This window comes from Bacillus sp. N12A5, assembly GCF_026790125.1.
Classification (GTDB): Bacteria; Bacillota; Bacilli; order Bacillales; family Bacillaceae; genus Bacillus.
Genome location: NZ_JALAMR010000009.1, coordinates 204,590 through 223,924 on the forward strand (window position 1 = coordinate 204,590; position 19,335 = coordinate 223,924).

General features: G+C 42.2%; 14 protein-coding genes. 1 reads left to right on the forward strand and 13 read right to left on the reverse strand.

Annotated features, from left to right (window positions below; translation table 11 throughout):
* The 10 genes from tuaF to MOC09_RS12635 all read right to left on the reverse strand — a co-directional run bounded on the left by tuaF (window position 1) and on the right by MOC09_RS12635 (window position 13,479).
* Complete coding sequence (gene tuaF / locus MOC09_RS12590; protein WP_268360512.1) at window positions 1-681, reverse strand: teichuronic acid biosynthesis protein TuaF; 681 nt, start codon at window positions 679-681, stop codon at window positions 1-3.
* 28 nt (window positions 682-709) lie between these two features.
* Window positions 710-2,176 carry a teichuronic acid biosynthesis protein TuaE gene (tuaE, locus tag MOC09_RS12595; RefSeq protein ID WP_268370698.1) on the reverse strand — a complete coding sequence of 489 codons (1,467 nt, stop codon included), beginning with the start codon at window positions 2,174-2,176 and terminating at the stop codon, window positions 710-712.
* Window positions 2,177-2,260: 84 nt separating this feature from the next.
* The gene (gene tuaD, locus MOC09_RS12600) at window positions 2,261-3,646 is read right to left on the reverse strand and encodes a UDP-glucose 6-dehydrogenase TuaD (RefSeq protein ID WP_268370700.1); all 1,386 of its coding nucleotides are present in this window, start codon (window positions 3,644-3,646) and stop codon (window positions 2,261-2,263) included.
* Between the two features lie 61 nt (window positions 3,647-3,707).
* Window positions 3,708-4,877 carry a teichuronic acid biosynthesis protein TuaC gene (gene tuaC / locus MOC09_RS12605; protein ID WP_268370702.1) on the reverse strand — a complete coding sequence of 390 codons (1,170 nt, stop codon included), beginning with the start codon at window positions 4,875-4,877 and terminating at the stop codon, window positions 3,708-3,710.
* A complete protein-coding gene (gene tuaB, locus MOC09_RS12610; RefSeq protein ID WP_268370770.1) occupies window positions 4,874-6,325 on the reverse strand; it encodes a teichuronic acid biosynthesis protein TuaB in 1,452 nt (483 codons plus the stop codon). Before tuaB ends, tuaC begins: the two co-directional genes overlap by 4 nt.
* Window positions 6,326-6,380: 55 nt before the next feature.
* Entirely contained in the window at window positions 6,381-7,040 is a 660-nt protein-coding gene (locus MOC09_RS12615; protein ID WP_268360517.1) for a sugar transferase, read from the reverse strand.
* 235 nt (window positions 7,041-7,275) lie between these two features.
* Window positions 7,276-9,180, reverse strand: coding sequence for a (poly)ribitol-phosphate teichoic acid beta-D-glucosyltransferase TarQ (gene tarQ / locus MOC09_RS12620; RefSeq protein WP_268370704.1), 1,905 nt, complete (start codon window positions 9,178-9,180; stop codon window positions 7,276-7,278).
* Window positions 9,181-9,398: 218 nt separating this feature from the next.
* Window positions 9,399-10,886 carry an N-acetylmuramoyl-L-alanine amidase gene (locus tag MOC09_RS12625; protein WP_268360519.1) on the reverse strand — a complete coding sequence of 496 codons (1,488 nt, stop codon included), beginning with the start codon at window positions 10,884-10,886 and terminating at the stop codon, window positions 9,399-9,401.
* Window positions 10,887-10,974: 88 nt separating this feature from the next.
* Entirely contained in the window at window positions 10,975-13,128 is a 2,154-nt protein-coding gene (locus MOC09_RS12630) for a SpoIID/LytB domain-containing protein (protein ID WP_268370706.1), read from the reverse strand.
* 27 nt (window positions 13,129-13,155) lie between these two features.
* Complete coding sequence (locus tag MOC09_RS12635) at window positions 13,156-13,479, reverse strand: hypothetical protein (protein ID WP_268370707.1); 324 nt, start codon at window positions 13,477-13,479, stop codon at window positions 13,156-13,158.
* Between the two features lie 212 nt (window positions 13,480-13,691).
* Between MOC09_RS12635 and lytR the strand changes: the two genes are divergently transcribed.
* On the forward strand, window positions 13,692-14,612 hold the full coding sequence (gene lytR / locus MOC09_RS12640) for a transcription antiterminator LytR (protein WP_268360521.1): 921 nt from the start codon (window positions 13,692-13,694) through the stop codon (window positions 14,610-14,612).
* Window positions 14,613-14,651: 39 nt separating this feature from the next.
* Here the strand turns inward: lytR and wecB are convergent, their stop codons facing one another.
* The 3 genes from wecB to MOC09_RS12655 form a co-directional block, all read right to left on the reverse strand.
* Window positions 14,652-15,794 (reverse strand): non-hydrolyzing UDP-N-acetylglucosamine 2-epimerase, encoded by a 1,143-nt coding sequence (gene wecB, locus MOC09_RS12645; RefSeq protein ID WP_268370709.1) that lies wholly within the window; start codon window positions 15,792-15,794, stop codon window positions 14,652-14,654.
* A gap of 22 nt (window positions 15,795-15,816) precedes the next feature.
* Window positions 15,817-17,727 (reverse strand): glycosyltransferase, encoded by a 1,911-nt coding sequence (locus tag MOC09_RS12650; RefSeq protein ID WP_268370710.1) that lies wholly within the window; start codon window positions 17,725-17,727, stop codon window positions 15,817-15,819.
* Between the two features lie 74 nt (window positions 17,728-17,801).
* A complete protein-coding gene (locus MOC09_RS12655; protein WP_268360524.1) occupies window positions 17,802-19,322 on the reverse strand; it encodes a glycosyltransferase in 1,521 nt (506 codons plus the stop codon).
* Window positions 19,323-19,335: the final 13 nt, after the last annotated feature.

Genomic DNA, 19,335 nt, shown 5'->3' on the forward strand with positions numbered 1-19,335 from the left:
TTAAAAGGATTCCCTGAAAAATTCAGGAATGACAACAAACATAAAGGCGATCGTGAGGCCGATCATAACGCCAAGAACCGCTTTCTTTTTTGGAGACATTCCGCCGCCTGCCGCCTCACTTACGGTTTCAGAATCAGTGACACTGGCCGGTTTCAAGTTAAGCTTCGTGTTCTTCAGCTCATACAAAAATCTCTCTTTATCCACCTTGGAATCCTCGCTAACCGTCTCACCTTCAAGCGCGTCTATGCTGCTGCGGATGACGGCTTCTCTTTCTGAATAGAGCTTTTGATCGTTTTTGAGAAAGGCGGAGGAAATAGCATTTAAGACGGATTCCGTTCTATCCTTATCCTCGTCGCTATAGCTTAAAGTCAGTAACGATTTGGATTCCGTTTTGATGGTAAGCTTCTCTTTGATTTCTGCCAAATTTTCATCCTTCTCATCAGGAAGCGCCTCCTTCAAAAAAGAGTCGCTCTTCAGCAGAAGCGGAATCTCCTCTGTGCTGTTATAAACCGGATGATCATAGCTCCCCACAGCCAAAGTGTCTTCAGCTACAAAACTTTTTTGATCAGCAATCTGCGACGGCAGGATATACCCCGCCGCACCTAATATAATTGGCACTGCTATAATCCAAATGATATTTTTTTTCACGCGCCGGGCTATTCTTATCAATATATCGTTCATATAAGTCTCCCTGCTTTTTGTAGTCTGTTTATCTGTACATCGGTTCAGGCACCTGTCTGGATCGCCTTAACACATTCACAGCGGCGATGACGAGCGCAAGAAACACCCAGTGGAAAAATAAATTTGAAACAGAGCTTGGGCTGATACTGGATACCAGGAAACTGACCAGAGCCGTGATAAGCCCTTCTGTGATCAGTTTTGACTGATTTCCCAATTTTCTTTCATAAAATTTGTAAAGCACCCAGATAAGGTAGGCATAAACAGCCAGATATCCAAGCATGATGAACAAGCCAAAGTTAGAAAGAATTTCAACAAGCCAATTGTGCACTTCTGTGACGTTGTCAGTATCATATAACGCATGATGCTCAAGGTAATAGGATACATTCCCTGCTCCGACTCCGAATCCGTATGAATCAAGGAAAAAGTGCCATGCGTTTTTCAGCAGATTGGCCCGGGCCACATTTGACGGCAGCGTTTCATGAAATGAATGCAGCGTTTGCGGGGCCAGAAACAGCTCCCAAAACTTTGAATAAATTCGGCTGGCGAAAAGAACTGCAAAAATGGTGATTCCCGCTGCAGACAGCCTGATGGCGATTTTCTTTAAAACAGGCGGCAATACAATAAAGATGTAGACAGCAGCGCCCGCAAAAATCCCCAGAAGGCTGGCTCTTGAACCGGTAGCAAAAATTAAATACAACGCACAGACCGAAAGAAAAAGGCCAATCGCCTTGATGTATCCATTCTTTATGTTTTTCACCAATGCGATGTACAAAAAGAAGCTGATGGATAAAAATGTCGCAAAGTCATTTTGATTAAAAAAGACCGATGTCGGATAATGCTGCTTATATTCCGGTCCAGTGTAAAGCGTTGAACTCGGAAGATGATGATGGGTGATATGATTGTAAAAACCAATGATCATCAGAAGTATTGTCATCACCAGCCAAATGGAATAAACAATCATCAGCCGCTCCATTTTTTGCACGTACATGACAATGAGGTAAACGAAGAAGATTCCCATTGCCAATAAGGCCAAATATTTGATGCCGGCTGTCACTGATTTTGCCCACAGCAGTGAAACAAGACCGTATATAAACCAAAAGGCGAAAAAGAGTAAAATCCCTTTCACTTGCAGCCCGTTCCATCTTTCAATATGTGTTCGATTCCGAACCATACCGATGACATGGAGGCATCCCGCTGCAATGAGCAGTAGCCTGTAAAGGAACAAACTGAAAAATCCGAGATGAATGGCAAAGAATGCATTATTTAAAAAAGTGCAGGCGATCAAAATATAAATGACAGCCATAAAGAGCCGTTCTTTCGTTGTAAATGCGGTTGCAAGCGTCAGCGCAAACAAACCAATTGCCAGCACCGCAAGCACGGCAGCCATCTGCATGAAACCTGTGTCTGTACGGATGGCGCCCAGCAGTAGGACGACTCCAAATATGGCAGCGGCCAGTAACGTAAGCGTATGGACCGCTGAACGTTTGATACTCACATGTTTAACCCCTTTCCTGATGTTTCAGGAGCCGGCGGCCGAGCCTAAGCAGCCGGCAGCTTCAACCAAGCAACACTTTTCTATTTATAAATTGACGCTCCCCAAGTCTTTAGCGAGTTCCTCGAGCGGCAAGCCCGGAAAATACTTGTCAGCGGGTTCCGTTCCACGAACAGCAGGACGGCCGATGGAATGATAAATGTATCCGGCGGCCTGCATCTCTTCAAGTGAAAATAAATTTCTGCCATCGATAATGATTGGCTGCTTCAAGAGGGTTTTCACTTTTACAAGCTCCATTTCCTTCACTTCCGGCCAATCTGTTAAAATCAGGCATGCATCAGTGTCCTCAATCGCAGCATACACATCTGTGCAATACTCGATCTGTTCGCCTAGAATCGCTGAAGCTTCAGGAATAGCAATCGGATCATATGCTTTTACATGGGCACCCAGCTGCTGCAGCATCGGAATAATATCAAGAGCTGGAGCGGATCTCACATCGTTTGTATTCGGCTTGAAGGCCAATCCGAGAACGGAAATGGTTCTTCCTTTGATGCTTCCCATAACAGTTAAGAGTTTATCTACAATGTGAACGCGCTGCTTTTCGTTCGTTTCAATCACAGCTTCGATGAGCTTAAATGGATAGCCGGCAGATTTTGCAATTTGAAGCAGTGCGGTTGTATCCTTAGGAAAACAGGAGCCGCCAAACCCAATACCCGCTTTAAGAAACTTTCTGCCGATACGGCTGTCAAGCCCAACGCCATCAGCAACTTTTGAAACGTCTGCGCCGACTCGCTCACAAATGTTTGCGATATCGTTGATAAAGGAAATCTTTGTCGCCAGAAATGCATTCGCGGCGTATTTAATCATTTCTGCACTTTCTAAGTTTGTTTTAATGACAGGAGCATGGAAAGGCTGGTGCAGATCCTCAATGATGGCAGCGGCTTTATGACTGGTTGAGCCAATCACGGCGCGCTCCATATTCATCGTGTCATGAATCGCTGAGCCCTCCCGAAGGAATTCAGGATTAGATACAACATCGAATGAGTATCTTCCTTTTGAAGCTTTCTGAACGATCGATTGAACCAGTTTTCCCGTTCCGACCGGAACTGTGCTTTTATTTACAATAATTTTATAGCCGTTGAGATGCTCACCGATTGTTTTCGCTGCCGCTTTGACGTACGTTAAATCAGCTTCACCTGTTTTGGACATCGGGGTTCCGACAGCAATATAAATAATGTCGGATGCCCGAATGGCGGATGGAATATCGTTCGTAAAGGACAAACGCTGATCCAGCACATTTTTTTCAACTAAGTCTGAAAGCCCTGGCTCATAGATCGGGATTACTCCATTTTTCAGACTTGTGATTTTTGATTCATCAATATCACAGCAAACAACTTTATTGCCGATCTCCGCAAAGCAAGTGCCTGATACGAGTCCTACATAACCTGTTCCAATTACAGCTATTTTTTTCACAGCGCTCATCCCTCTCCTGTAAAATGATCTTCCTATTTATATTGGTCGCAGTTACTTACGATTAAACGGATGTTTTCATAACCGTCAGATACTGATGATGCAAGGCCTTGGCATTTTTTCGGGCATCAAATTGAGCCTGCACGGTCTCATACAAATCATCTGCTACTTCCGGTTTCCATATTTGCTCATGTTCGTACAGAGTGATCGCTTCCGCCAAGGCTTGCGCGGATTTCGGTTTAATCAGCAGATGCTGATGCTTTCCGAATAAAGATGCCACTCCGCCAACATCTGTACAGATGACAGGGACTCTTAGCGCCAGCGCCTCAATTACGACAGTCGGCATCCCCTCACTGTAAGAAGGAAGCACGAATAGGTCTGCCGCAAGCAAATAGTCTCTTACCTTATGATTCGGCACTTGGCCTGTGACGATATGCCCCTTCTGCATCATCATTGATTTTGCGGGACCGTCTCCGACAAAGACTGCCGTAGGAGGTTCCTTCAGCGATTCGATCGCTTCAGACAGTTCAAAAATGCCTTTCTCCCTGACAAGCCGGCCCACAAAGACAGCCAGACGCTGATCGAGCGGGAGTCCGAGTCTTTTTCTGATTTCTTCTTTCGTTTCCTCATTCTCCTGAAAACGGCTGAGCTGTATGCCAATCGGCAAAACCGAGCTGTCAAAGCCGGAAAGCTTTTTCGTTTCTTCCTGAAGTTTGTGGCTGACTGCTAAAACAGCTGATGCGGAGCCTACCGCACGATTGAAGGCCTTAAATGCCCCTTTGCTGTAGTGCGGATAGACATTTACATCACTGCCATGCAAGGTCAGGACATAAGGAATTCGCGCTGTTTCCGACACGACTGCCGCTGCCCCGCCTGATGGCATGGCAAAATGCGCATGGATCAGATCCGGATGTAAATCGCGCTGTTTCATTGTTTTTAAAACGGCTGATGCGATTCTCCGGTGGGGCTGCGCCCACTTCAGCTGGCCGGGAACTGCTCGATAGAAAGGCCGATAAACCGGTATCCCCTTCCTAATCTCATACTCCGGTCTGGCATCCTTTTTTCGATACGCCTTTTTCAGCATACGGACAGGCGCCGAATGAAAAGGCCTTGGGCATATCACGGTGATATCAATCCCGAGTTTTTGCAGTTCTTGCACCTGTGTCTCATGAAACACACCCTCACCGGGTTTCAGACTGCTCGGGTATACGCTTGTGATCCACAAAATCTTCATGACAAACGTCCTTTTCTTAGTAGTTTGCTTTTCGTTTGAGGGTACGCTTTTACCAAAAGAAAGAGATAGCACAGCGCCCCGGCCGGAACTGAAATGGCCAGCCTCATTTCGGCCTGCAGGCTGAAGTGTTCCGTCCCCAGGCTTACACCAAACGCAATGATGCCCATAGCGGCTGTAATCAGAAACGGCTTCATTATAGACTGGAAATAAGCCAACAGGTTAAGCTTGATGACATATGCCAGGAGCCAGCGCCCGATCATAAAATTGAAAACGCTGATGATGGCGTACACCCATGCGACTGTCTGCAGATTTCCTGTTTGCACAGCTGCAAACAGTGACAAGCCGTACAGCAGCAGCACGCCGGAATCCCAATAAAACGCTAAGTCCGCCCTGCCTTTAGCAAGAAGCACAGATCCATTTGGATTCATGAGCACTCTTAGTATTCCGACAATGGCGAGAACATTGAGGACCGGAACAGCAGCAAGCCATTTTTCTCCGAAAACCGCTGCGACAAAGGCGTCTGACACAGACACGAGCCCGATTAACAGCGGAAACGAGACGAGCGCCAGCATTTTTGTCATATTCAGAAAGCCTTCTCTGATCACGCTGTTTTCATATTTGTTTTTTGCGAAGACAGGGAATGCCACCCGTGTGACAATCGGATTGATCTTTAAAACTGGAATGGTGACAATCTGGTAAGCAAGGTTATAAATCCCCAGCGCTTCAGCACCGATAAACCGGCCGATCAAAATCATATCGATATTCGCGCCCAGCCTGTTCACAAGGCGGGATGAAAGCTGAAAGGCTCCAAAGGAAAAGAACCCCTTCATGCCCCTCAAGTCAAAAACAAGAGCGGGATGCCATTTTTTCCGGTATACGGCCCAATATAAAATCCCTTTACTGGACTGCAGAAGCACTTGAGAAATGACGTATGCCAAAATTGCATCCATCATAAAAACCGCTATCGCTAAATATCCGAAGGACAATACATTTGAAAAAATCTCAATTTTACTTAACGTATTAAAATGAAGCTGCTTTTGCAGCATATACTGATACTGCTGTCCGATTGGCGCGATCAAAAACATAATCGCCAAAATCCGAATCAGAAACACCAGCTCTTCCCTTTGATAAAATCCCGCAATGGCAGGGCTGCTCACATATAAAAGAACAAACAGCAGCACGCCGGTCATAATATTAAGCCAATACAATGTTGACAGCTGGCGCTCCGTCGCATCATCTTTCTGAATCAGCGCTGCGCCAAAACCCATATCAAGCACAATCTGGGCGAATACTGTAACTGTTGTGATCATGCCGACGAGTCCAAATTCCGTTAAGGTCATCATATTTCCTAGCAGGGCAAACTGAACGATTTGTATGATTGTAATACAGATGGTTGAAATACTTGTCCACTTTGCACCGCTCATGATTTGTTTTGTAATACTTGGCATCATATTCCCTACTTCTTTTTAAGCTCAGATTGATGGTGAATCCAGACATTCAGTTTTATCTTGCACCATCACCTGTCCAAACAACTTTACAAGTTTTTAACATAATTTTTAATTCTAAAGTGAAAGTCAGATTGCGAATGTAATATAAATCAAATATCAGCTTTTCCTTCGGCGTCATATCGTAACCGCCGTTCACCTGAGCCCAGCCGCTCAATCCCGGTTTAACAGCCAGACGCTGTGTAAAGCCTGGAATTTCATTTTGGAATTTTTCCGTAAACACAGGACGTTCCGGACGAGGGCCAATCATGCTCATATCGCCTTTCAGCACATTAAACAGCTGAGGAAGCTCGTCAATTCTCGTTCTTCTGATAAAAGCTCCGATCCTGGTCACCCGCGGATCTTGCTTCTGCGCCCAAACCGCCCCAGACTTCTCGGCATCTATTTTCATGGAACGTAGCTTATAAAGCTTAAATGGTTTCCCGCCTTTCCCTACGCGTTCCTGCGTATAAATGGCAGGCCCCGGCGTCTCCAAACAAATCAATATTGAAAATACCGCAATCATTGGCAGCGCAATCGCCAATCCAATGAGCGCAAACCAAATATCCATTACGCGCTTTACTGCCAAATAACGAGCCGTCTTTTCAGATAATGTAAAAGAATTTATTTGCTGAACTGAGAATTCACGACTCACATTCATGCTTTTCTCTGCACTCACTGACACACACCTCACGATTTGTTTGGGATGTTATGATGACCTATGCCAGTCAGTTTAGCAGACAGATGTTAATTGGATGTAAATGGTATGTTAAGAAGTGTGAATTTGTTATTTTTTCTGACATTTAATCGTAAACTTTTTATTGTTTTAGACACTTTTTTTAATAATTAAGCATATTGTATAAAAAAAGAGACAAACCATTTTCCAGATTTGTCTCTTTTGCGCTGCGAAGCATTTAATATTGAAAATAAAATTTTGATTTAGACGTTAACAGCTTGTATTGAACCTCAACCATTTTACTGAAGAATAACATAGATTTTCGTTCTACGCTTTTTGTGCCCAGAATAATGGCTTGGTTATCCACTTTCGCACTGATTTTATTTTGAGAAGTGTTGATCGCAAATTCAATTAATCGCTCTTTCTTTACATGAGCTAGCTGTTCAAGCAAGCTCTGCACGTTGACTGTCAGTTTCGTACAATGAGGCTCTAAATCAATTCGTTTTACCGGTAATGAGATTTCAGACTGTCCGGTATTCACAATGAGTCTTGATTCATTCGGCAAACAGATTTGTTTATCTTTAAATATAAATGATAAATCTTTTGATTCTGTTTCATAAGAAAGTTCAGCTTCTGTGTAAGCATGCTTTTTGATATCAATCGAAAGATTATCATAGTTCATTGTGAAATATGGTCTTGCGCTGAAAACAAACAAAGCGTTATGCCCTAAATACATCGTTTTTGTTGAATACTTGTACGCAGCACGCTTGTTTCCTATTCTTGCCCTTAATTTATAGCCGCCTATTGTTGATTCGATAAAGAAATCCCATACGCCTAAATCTTCTTCAGCAGATGCAAGTTCATCAAACTTGCACTCAAATGTAAATGTTGAATGTTCAAATGAAGCCGGTGAAATGTACTTTTCCGCCTTTGTATCGCGATGAACAAATACTCCCGTCAGAGATTGATTATTATTCATTTCATCATTGACCAATTTGTGTTTAATGGTTCCTTGAATGCTGAGGCTGTTATCGCTAAATTCAATATTCTGCAAGTAATGTTCAAGCTTATTTTTATAATTTACTTTTAATAGTTCTTCAGAAATTGGATATTGCTCTAAGCTCGGATAACGTGCAATTAACTCCCCATTATGTACAGTACAGAACTTTTTAATGTCCTGTTCCTCCCGCTCATACTGGGTTAATCCTTGCAAATCATTATTCCGGATAAACAGCAGCCGCAATTTAATATGCGGAAGCACAAATTGATCAGCCTCTTCAGGCACTGCATGAATAAATGATGACAAGTATTTAAACCATTCAGCTCTTTCTTCATCGGTTTTCATTTTAATCGTGACATTTTTTGTCCGGGAAAAATCAAAATGCCTGTTTAAAAATACGGCCATCAGCTTAATTTTTCTCGCTTCTTCCAGATCACTTGCCTTGATAGCAGAGATAATATCCTCCATTGCTCCATAAAAGTTCTCTGGAGGAACATAAGCAACACTCATATGTTCGCCGTCTCTTTTGACCAGATAGTAATAATCATAGTCAGCTGAAACAGAAATCTTCTTTGCTTTCAAATAAGCGTTCATTGTGAAAACTTGATCTTCCGCTGCTTTTATGTGAGTAGGGAAGGTGATTTGATTTTCTTTTAAAAGTGAGGCTTTAAACAGTTTTTGAGGTCCCAATGTGAATACAATTTTGGAATCAACCAAATCAACATCCGGATTCGTTTCCTTAAACATTGATTTTGGAACACCTCGGCCGTTTATCCCTTTTAACTTTCCTAAGGTAATATCTGATTCATTCTCTTTTGAGAAATTGTACCACCTTAACAATGCTTCATTGCCCAGATAATCATCGGAATCAACAAACAGGATGTATTCACCCTTGGCAATTTTTATTGCATCATTCCGCGGGGCACCTGGTCCGCCTGAATTTACCGTTCTTTCAACAACAACAATATTGTCATGTTTCTTTTTATATTGATTCAAAATGTCTAGAGATGAATCCGTAGATTTATCATCAACACATATAATCTCATAATCCTCTTTTGGCATCGTTTGATTAACTAAGCTGTCAAGACATTCGGAAATAAGATCTTCTGAATTATATACAGGGATAACAATGCTTATTTTCATCGATTACCTCACTACCCTAATGGATCGGTTATATTTTTGCCAGATAATTATATCAAAAACATCTGTCAATAAGAATAGGCCAAACCTTAAATCTTGTTAAACTTTTACATAGCATGTACTGTTTAAAATTTTTCTCATTTTATCGCATAAAAAAGCTTGCCGGCAATTCCTGATGGGTTCTGCCGGCAAGCCGCTATTAACGTATACTAATTTATTCCTTAATAATAGCCGATAATTCCTTCATATATTGCTTGAGCTGCTTTTTCTTGGTACAAAGCACTCTTTAGCTTACTTGCGTCGTTCGCATTTGAAATGAATGCCAGCTCCGCTAAACTGCTCGGCATCGTTGATTCTCTAATGACATGGAAATTCCCGATTTTCACACCACGGTTTTGAGTATTGAGCGCTTTATAGAGTCTGTTTTGTATTTCTGTCGCAAGCCGTTTGCTGTTTTCTGACTCATACTTTGTATAATAGTATGTTTCAGTACCGGTTGCAGCAGGGCTCGCTGAATTGGCATGAATACTTACAAACAGGTTTGCATTATTGCTTTTCGCTTTAGCAACCCGTTCAGAAAGCTCTAAGAAAACATCGGTAGATCTGGCCATAATCGGAATCGCTCCGCCGTTAGACAGTTTGCTGTTTACAAGCTTAGCAACGGCAAGGTTAACATCTTTCTCCTTCAAACCATTACCGACCGCTCCGCTGTCATAACCCCCGTGTCCGGCATCTACAAATACCTTTTTGCCTACAATGACATTTTTCAGCTGGTTCACGACATTGTTAGTAACTGAAATGGTTCCCCCAAGTACAGTGAATGTGTTCTTGCTATTTGATCCGATGACTGTTCTTGTTGCAGTAGGCAGTGAACCGGCATCAGTAAAAAGCATTGGACGATTTTGCTTCGCTGCCAGCACAGAACCCGCTAAGGCATCTGCATATTGATAGCCATTGCTGACAAATGCAGCTTTTGATGATGAATAGTACTTCTTTGCTATATTTGCTGCCACTTCAAAACGGCTGTTTCCGCCGATTCTTGTCGGCGAAGGAAGCTGGCTGTAAACACTTTTAGAGACACTGATTTCTCCTCCGACCACAATAGTCGAAGTTGTTCCTTTGCTGCTCATCGCACTTTTCGTTGGTGCAGGAATGGAGCTTGCAGTTGTCAGAAGAATTGGAATGCCATTACGTGCAGCATAAGAACCGATTGCCAGACTGTCAGCATATGCAGTTCCATTTGCGATTACTGCTTTTGAATTTGAAGATAATTTTTTGGAAATATTTTGGGCAACTTCGTAGCGGCTTCTTCCGCCGATTCGTTCCACAGTGGAAACACCCAATTTTTTAATGTCACTTACAACGTTGTTAGAAACACTGATCGTTCCGCCAATGACGATGACCTTGCTCGGTTTAAGCTGGCTGATTCTTTCTTTAGTCGGCGTAGTCAGTTTAGATGATTCCGTCAATAGAATCGGCGCATTGTATTTATAAGCGAGCGGAGCGGCAGTTAATACATCGGCATATGCTGTTCCATTCGCCACAACAACTGTGCTCGCACTGCTCCAGCCTTGTTTTGAAACATTTACAGCAACCTCATATCTGCTTGCTCCATCCAGCCTTGTCACAGAGTTGGCCGCAAACGCATTTGGTATAAATAGCACGACTCCTAATATCAGCATCGGTATGCTTTTAAGAAAGATCCGCAAAGATAGTCCCTCCAAAGATTGATAATGATTCATACATCAAATAACGAACGAGGGAGGCGTATCGCCTCCCTGGACTTCTATCAATCTTTTAATAGCTTGATAGAGTCGTTCCCGGATAGTAAAAACTTAAAATCGTTGTATATGATTGTCCGGCAGCTGCTCTGGCATTAGCTCCATACTGGCTCATGCCTATGCCGTGTCCGTATCCCTTACCGCTAATGATAAAGGCATTTGTATTGCTTGAGACTGAAGCGTATGTACTCTTCATATTCGAAGCGCCAAGCATTGTCCTCAGCTCTGTTGTCGGCACAGAAATAGTTGCTGTTTTTTCACTCAGGCTGCCATTTGAAAGAATGTAGCCATTCGATTTTTCTTTCACGAAATATGAGAAGGTGACGCTTGCTGTTTCCGGCCGCTGACCGGCCGTTTTCTCCGTGCTGAATTTCACACTGGATATTTTCGTGATTTTGATAGACTCGGCACTGCTGTATTTATTTTTAATAAACCAGCTTTTCAAACCGCTCAAATAGGCTGAGTTTGTTTCATTTTTTGAGCTCCACCAGGATCCCGGACTTTTGAGATTCAAGCTGTTTTTATCGAGCTGGGTTTTATTTAATGAAAGAGACCAGCTGATTTGCGGGTCATACGTATCTTTTTTGGCGATTAAGTAAGGAAGCTGGCTGCTCCAAACCTCGCCGCTCGCTTCTGTATACCCGCCGTTGCTTGATGAATAAGTAGCTGAAATCAAATTGCCATTGTATTTCAGCACTTTTCCTTTTGTAGCCTCTACTACGTCTGAAGTCTTCGAATTCCAATCATAACCGCCGTATACTTGAAATGCTGTCGTATCTTTCACTTCTTTTCCAGCAGAAGAAATGGAATAGGTTCTGGCCGCAACCGCCTGGGCTTTTAATGCTTCTTTTTGCCAGCTCGCCGGCATCTCATGAGGAACAACACCCTTTAAATAATCTTCAAAAGGTATGTCCACATTGATCGGACGAACATATTTGCCTGACTCAATGGTAAATTTCATGTTTCCGAGATATGGCGTTCCATTCAAACTGATAGAATTTGTCGTTGCATATTTTTTAGGATTTGCTGTGAAAGAAGTTCCAAGCGTTTTGATAGCAGTGCTGCCTTTATAAAGCACCAGGTTTCCGCCTGATAACTTGACTGAATAGCCAGTCCCTGCAAAGGTATCTGCCAGTTTGTTCTTTAGCGTGTCACTGATGGAAATGCTTCCTCCAAGCAGCGCAAATGACTGAGTTCCTTTTGACGCCACTATATCAGCAACTGGCGATGGCAGACTTCCAGATTCAACCAGAAGTAAAGGGCTGCCCTGCTTCGCTGCAAGCACAGACCCCGTCAATGCGTCCGCAAATGTTTGGCCGTTTGACATGAATACCTTTGTTGCTTTCATATTTAATTCTTTTACGATATTGGCAGAAACCTCATATCGGGAAACCCCGCCAATTCGTTTCACAGTCGCCTGCTTTTTTAACGTCGCTTCCACGCCAGTGCTGACACTCAACGGACCGCCGACAATCGTAACCTTGCTCGGAATTTTGTAATCGCTGCGGATGTTATTGTCTCCCGCAAGTAATATCGGATAACCGTTCATTGCAGCATATGGCGCGATTGACAGGGCATCTGTAAAGACCATGCCTGTAGCCACTACTGCCTGGCTGTAATTCCCCATTCGGTCGGCTATGTTTTTAGAAACCTCGTAACGGGTAGCTCCGCCGATCCGATCGATAGAACCATATTTTTTTAATGTATTTTCTACATTTTTAGAAACACTGATCGTCCCGCCAATGATAAGAATATTGTCAGGATTTAGTTTAGCAATTTCGCTTTCTGTTTTAGGTGTTAATGAATCCGCGTCTGTTAACAAAATGGGTGCATCGTATTTTTTGGCAAGCGGTGTTGCTGAGAGCGCATCGGCAAAAGCGTCTCGATTCACAATGACCACTGTCGTCGGATTTGTCCATCCGGCTGAAGCTACAGTATTGGCAACATCAAAACGGGTAGCTCCTCCATATCGCTCTGTATCCGCAATTCTCGAGCCGGGAATTTCATAGCCGCCTGTGATATCGACATCCAAGCTTGACTTGCTGCCTACATAATTACTCAGCTTAACCGAAATGGTTTTATCAGCGGCTTTCGCAGACTCCATAAACGACGGGCATGCAAGAGCTGCCGCTGTGACTGACGATAGAAGCAAGAGCTTCATTTTTTTCAAAACATTGAACCCCCTAAGAAGTTTTTATTACTTCGTTTCAAGATCCTTAAGCATTAATGCGCCATTTGAATCTTTTGTATATTTGACCACAACTTTTTGCCCTTCTGAAATGCTGTTCATTTTGTCCTGAAGGTCTGAACCAACCTGAATCGAAGTCTCTTCACCATCAATAGTGACTGCAATCGTATGGCTGTCCGCCAAACCGGCAAATGTGCCTTCCTTCGTTACAGTCTCTTCAGCAGCCGCATCCTGGCTATCTGAATTTGTTTCTGAACCTGATGAGTTCTCAGCTGTTCCGCACGCAGATAAAAGAAGCAGCATTGAGAACATTAAAATAGTAAGTTTTTTCATTCCTATATCACCTCTCCTCTTTTTATCGACATTTTTAAGCTTATTTTAAGATTTGTTTCAAAACAACGAAAAATTTTTGCGGATTTTCTTAAAATACCGAAACATTTGTTACAAGCAGCCGTCTATTGTAAAGAATCAGACAAATTTTAGTTGTTTTCAAATATTAAGAAACTTATAATCGTACTAGATTACAAAAAAGCGAGGACTTTATTATGAGAGCTGAAAAAAGAAAGAAAAAAAGAAAGGTGTTACTTGTCATATTAGCTATTGTGGCCGTATTTGTACTCGGAACAGGCGGCTATGCATACTACTTATGGCATAAAGCAGCTACAACCGTGGCAAGTATTCATGAAAGTATTGATAAATCTAAAAAGAGGGATACAGAGGTCAACATCAATAAAAAAGACCCGTTTTCCGTGCTAATCATGGGTGTGGATGAACGCGACGGCGATAAAGGCCGTGCCGACACGCTCATTTATATGACTGTTAACCCGAAAACGAATACAACTGACATGGTCAGCATTCCGCGTGACACATATACAAAAATTATCGGAAAAGGCACAATGGATAAAATCAACCATTCATACGCATTCGGCGGTACCCAGATGACAGTCGACACGGTTGAGAACTTCCTCGATGTTCCGGTTGATTATTTCGTAAAAGTGAACATGGAAAGCTTTAGAGACGTTGTTGATACACTTGGCGGCATTACAGTTAACAGCACATTCGCATTCAGCTATGACGGTTATTCGTTCGGCAAAGGAGAAATCACGCTGAACGGAAAAGAGGCACTCGCCTATACCCGGATGAGAAAAGAAGATCCAAGAGGCGATTTTGGCCGTCAGGACCGCCAGCGTCAAGTCATCCAGGGTATTATTAATAAAGGCGCTAATATTTCTTCCATCACGAAATTTGGAGATATGTTTAAAGTTGTTGAAAATAATGTGAAAACGAACTTGACCTTTGATGACATGTGGGATATCCAGTCTGACTACAAAGGCGCGCGCAAAAATATTAAACAGCACGAACTGAAAGGCACAGGCACGAAAATCAATGGAATTTACTATTACCAAGCTGATGAAAGCGCACTTTCAGATATCACAAAAGAGCTGAAGGAAAGCCTCGAAAAGTAAAACAAAAAGAAGCTTCGCACAATGTGCAAAGCTTCTTTTTTATTTGCCTGTAAATGAATCAGGATGTTCTTTCCGATATCCGTAATGAAACAGCAATTCCTCCACAATCCGGCGGGAAGCCTCTCCATCTCCATACGGATTAGAAGCATGAGACATTCTCCGGTATTCATCATCATCAGTTAACAGCTGTTTTGCCAGCTGATAAATGGTTTCCTCATCCGTCCCTGCAAGTTTCAGCGTTCCCGCTTCCACTCCTTCAGGCCGTTCCGTCGTATCGCGCAGCACAAGCACCGGTTTCCCGAGTGATGGTGCTTCCTCCTGTACGCCGCCTGAATCTGTCAAAATGAAATGCGATTTTGCCGCAAAGTTATGGAAATCAATGACTTCCAAAGGCTCAATCAGGTGCACTCTGTCAGAATTGCCGAAATGCTTCTGAGCCGCTTCACGGACAACAGGATTCAGGTGCACAGGATAAACGACCTGTACATCGTTAAACTCCTCAACAATTCTGCGGATGGCCTTGAACATGTTTTCCATTGGCTCGCCCAGATTTTCCCGGCGATGCGCGGTCAGCAGAACCAGTTTATCCTTGCCCACCTGATCGAGGACAGGATGTGAGTAACCATCCCTAACCGTTGTGCGGAGTGCATCAATTGCTGTATTGCCCGTTACAAAAATAGAGTCGGCCTTTTTATTTTCTTTTAATAAATTGTCTTTCGCCTGGCCTGTCGGCGCAAAATGCAAATCAGCAATCGCCCCTGTCATCTGGCGATTGAGCTCTTCCGGAAAAGGAGAATACTTATTCCCCGTACGGAGCCCGGCTTCCACATGGCCGACAGCAATTTGATGATAAAAGGCAGCTAGGCTTCCGGCAAACGTCGTCGTCGTATCACCATGGACAAGTACAATATCAGGCTTGATGTCTTTAAACAGCTCATCCAATTTCACAAGGGCGTTGGACGTAATCTCTGCCAGCGTCTGCCGCTCCTTCATAATGTTCAAATCGAAATCAGGCTTGATGTCAAACGCATCTAAAACCTGATCAAGCATTTGTCTGTGCTGGGCAGTGACCGTGACATAGGAATCTATTTCAGGATATTTTCTCAATTCAAGCACAAGCGGTGCCATCTTGATCGCTTCGGGCCTGGTCCCGAAGACGGTCATGACCTTTAGTTTTTTCATATTTGTCACCTGGTTTCTTCGTTTAACGGGCTGTTAGATAAAATTTGGATTGGTCTGATTGTATAAATAGATCTACTTTCTTCTTTATTTTAAAGCACCATAGCTTTTTTTCAATATTCTTACTGCAAAAATAAACGCTGACATCCTTTTTGGGTACCAATGTCGTTTTGTATGAATTGATGGATAAAACGATATTGGTGTTTTGTAAATGAGCCGGGGCAAATTTTTGTTCAACGAGATTCCTGTCAACCTGTATCACTGTCCCGTCAGCGGAGCTGATTTGTTTTTTAATTGGGATTAAAAACTCTTGGTTATTGAATTCAAGCAATAATAAAGATTGCTTCGGAAAAAACAATTGGCTTCCAGGGAATACAAATGTTAAATACTGATCCGAATCATCATTTCTGAATTCAACTTTCAGAACTTCCTGCTTTCTTATCTCCACCGACAAATTATCGTATGTTTTTGTAAAGTACGGTCTTGCGCTGAAAGCATACTCCCCGTTATTCCCAATATATTTAGCATGCTTTGTATAGGGATATTTTTCTCTGCTGCTGCCAATTCGGACGCGTTTTTTATAACCGTCAATCTCTGATTCAATAAAGAAGTCCCAAACTCCAATATCTTCTTCATTAACGGCCAAATCAGCAAACTTCGTGAGAAATTCAAATTCCCCGTCCTTGGCATACACCGGAGAAATGATTTTTTCAGTTTTTCTATCACGGTGCACCCAAATGCCGGATAAAGTTTGCATAGCTTGATGCTCTGATTGTAAGGCCGAGTGGGTAACCGTCCCTTTTAATGAAAAAGTGTTGTTCTTCATTTGAAATTCGCTTACGTAATGACTGATTTTGTTTCTGTCATCAATGATCCGTTCGTTCTCTGCTAAATGATACGGGAAAAGGCTGGGATAATCTGCTATGATATGACCATTTTTAATTGACGTAAATTGAGTCATATTTTCTTTATCCGCCTCAAATTGCTTCAAACCCTTTAAGTCATTATGACGCACAAAATATAATTTTAACCGCGTATGAGAATGAACAAGCTTGTCAATTTCCCGCGGAATATTTTGTTCAACAAAATGATGCAGCTCTGTCATCCATGTTTGCTGCTCCTTTTCGTCCTCGATTGTTACGGTAAAGTCCGTTGTTCTGGAAAAGTCAAAATGACGATTTAAAAACTTCGCCATAAACTTCTTTTTGCCAGTATGAGATAAACGGCTCTCCCAAATCATATCTATGATGGCCTTCATAGCGCCGTAGTAGCTTTGGGGCGCAACATATGCAAATGTCATATGCTCGCCGTCATGCTGTACGGCATAGTAATAATCATAGTCGGCCAAGACAGAAATTTTGTCCGCTTCTAAATAAGCTTTCATGACAAATACCTGATCCTCTGTGGCCTGTATATTGGAAGGAAAATATATGTCATGCTCTCTTAGCAGTGAAGTTCTAAAAAGTTTTGTCGGGCCAATTGAGTAGACAAGTGGAGATTTAACAAGATCTGCCTCAGGTTTTGTTTCCTTAAAAATAGCTTGCGGTACCGATCTGCCATTTACACCGACCATTTTTCCAAGCACAATATCTGAATCGTGCTGTTTTGCAAATTGATACATTCTCTCAAACGCTTCAATTCCTATATAATCATCGGAATCAATGAAAAAAATGTATTCACCGCCGGCAGCACGTATGGCTTGGTTTCTTGGTTCTCCTGGCCCCCCCGAGTTTTCCTCTCGTTCAATAACCGTTATATTAGAATACTGTTCACTGTACTTTTTTAATATTGAAACCGTGCCATCCTGAGAACAATCATCTACACAAATAATTTCGTACTCATTATTCGGCATGGTTTGTTGAACCAGACTATCCAGGCAGCGGGAGATAAAATGTTCTGAGTTGTATGTGGGTACTGCTGCAGTAATTTTCAACATGACACCTCTATCCTTATCCGCTTCTATTTCTTCACAAAAGCTCATATAATGAACAAAAAACGTATAGAAATGTATTATTTCGTCATTTCAAATACTTCTTCCCATCTTTCAAACAATCGGTCTTCACTATATTGTGTATCCATTAAGTTCTTTGCATTTTTTCCATATTGAATGGCTTTCTCTGGGTTGTCGTACAAATAAATGATACTCTCAGCAAGCATTTCAATATCATCAGGTTCTACAAGCATTCCCGTTTCGTGTTCTTTTATAAGCTCTCTCGGGCTGTATTTCACATCAAAACTGATAACAGGGGTTGCGCACGAAAACGATTCACAAATGGCAAGACTGAACCCCTCAAATTTTGATGTTAATAATGTGGCAAGCGCCTGCTGATAAAACGGCGCAGGATTTGCAATATAACCTTTTAAATGTACATTATCAAGCCGGAGATCATCAATCAGTTGCTGGTATTGCTCGTGGCCAGGACCGCTGCCGTAAATATTAAGGACAACTTCAGGACGCGCTTTTTTTACGATTTCCATTGCTTTTATGACTTTATCGATCCCTTTTTCCTCATGATATCTGGCCACCATGACAAATTCGTTTTTCTTTTTTTCATACGTTTGTAATTTTTTAAGCCTTCTTGGAGCATGAGGGATAACAAAAATATTATTGTTCGACTCAAAATCTTTCATGATATCTTCTTTTTGTTCATTCGTTAATACGATCAGCCCGTCATAATCGTTAATATGCTCCATTGCGTATTGATGATTTTTCCGGACTTTGCTGCCTAACGTGTATGGATAATCTAAATGATTTGAATGGACACAGTAATATCGTTTTGCCAATCCTTCACGCATTTCATTTACTTTAGAAGCACTTCCGACCCCATCACAGATAATAATAGGGTCTTTTTCCTTTTCACATAGCTTCTCAAGCCAGTGTGTATGAAACGCATGCTTGTTTTTGAAAGAGACAGCTTCCTTCTCATCTCGTTCAAACAGCATAACTCCCTGGCTGGCTCCCGTATGAAAATGATACCATTCCGTAAGATAACAGAAACCGTCCGGTGCTGTGTAGTGAATTTGATTGATTTTTCCGCTTCTCGTATCGAATAATACCGTTTTATTTACATAAGCGTCACGAAAGTATTCTCGCTTTGTCATCTGCATATTTTCATTGAAGTGATCTACATATAAAAGGTTATCCGACTCATCCCACTTTTTCCTTTTTATATATAAACCGTTCTTGAAGTATTCCGTTTCTGATTTTTCCTCATTATGATACATGGCATAGGGTTCTTCAAAGCGATTGCGATTTTGTTCATAATAACTTTGTTGTGCATTCCCGACTTTTATATGCTTATGCTGATTTTTATAGTCATCATAAATATTGAGGATATTTACATCAGCATGCAATCTTCCTGCGTTCTTCAGCTCTTTCTCAATCTGGTCATAATTCTCTTTATAATCAAGTGTGACCAAATCGATTTTATGGCCGCGCTCCGCAAATGTATAAGATCTTGACATCATAGAGCTTGTAATGCCGCCTTTTTCAATGTCTATTTCATATATTAGTGAAAAGATCCTTCTCATCTTCAAGCTCCTT